At 58.6% G+C, this 681-nt stretch carries 1 protein-coding gene; it reads left to right on the forward strand.

The genetic code is table 11. The features are described 5' to 3' along the window. Window positions 1-348 (forward strand): GNAT family N-acetyltransferase (locus AC27KI_RS26595; RefSeq protein ID WP_487116880.1); only part of this gene is annotated, 348 nt, incomplete at its 5' end. Window positions 349-681 lie beyond the last annotated feature (333 nt).

Genomic DNA, 681 nt, shown 5'->3' on the forward strand with positions numbered 1-681 from the left:
GCCGTGCTGGGCGCCTTCGACGGCGGCACGCTCGTCGCCACCGTGGGCATCAAGCGCGAAGACATGCGCCAGTTGTCGCACAAGGCGTTCCTGTGGGGCATGTATGTCGCGCCCGAGGCGCGCCGGCAGGCCGTGGGCCGGCGCCTGCTGCGCTTCGCCCTGCAATACGCCGCCGCGCCGCTGGGCGTTCGCCAGGTCAACCTCGGCGTCACCGCATCAAATGCGGCGGCCGTAGCGCTTTACCAGGACGCGGGTTTCGTGGCGTATGGCGTCGAGCGCGATTACCTGTGCGTCGATGGCCGGTACCACGACGAAAGCCTGATGGCGTGCCGACTGCGCACGACCTGACTCAACTCGTGATAGTAAAAACCGACGGCCCACTTTGAATCCTGGCTATGGATCAAATCTCGCTGGACAGGGATTTAGTTAAGAAATTCTTTTAATGATCTGGTATCGGTCCGGACTCTGTCCAAAACCGGTGCTGTAATAGCACTTACTATTGGCTGTGGAATCAGGCTGGCTAGAGATTCGCCAATTGGAAGGAATGGAGAATGTCGTGTAACAAATTGCCACCTCACTTCCAATTGGCAAATCGGCGATATAGGTCCAACTGAAATAGAGTTGACTGCCGGGGCATCCCCCCTTGCTATGCCCTGTAACTACCCATCCAGTTGAAGGGGG

This window comes from Acidovorax sp. KPB24-03, from assembly GCF_057546605.1.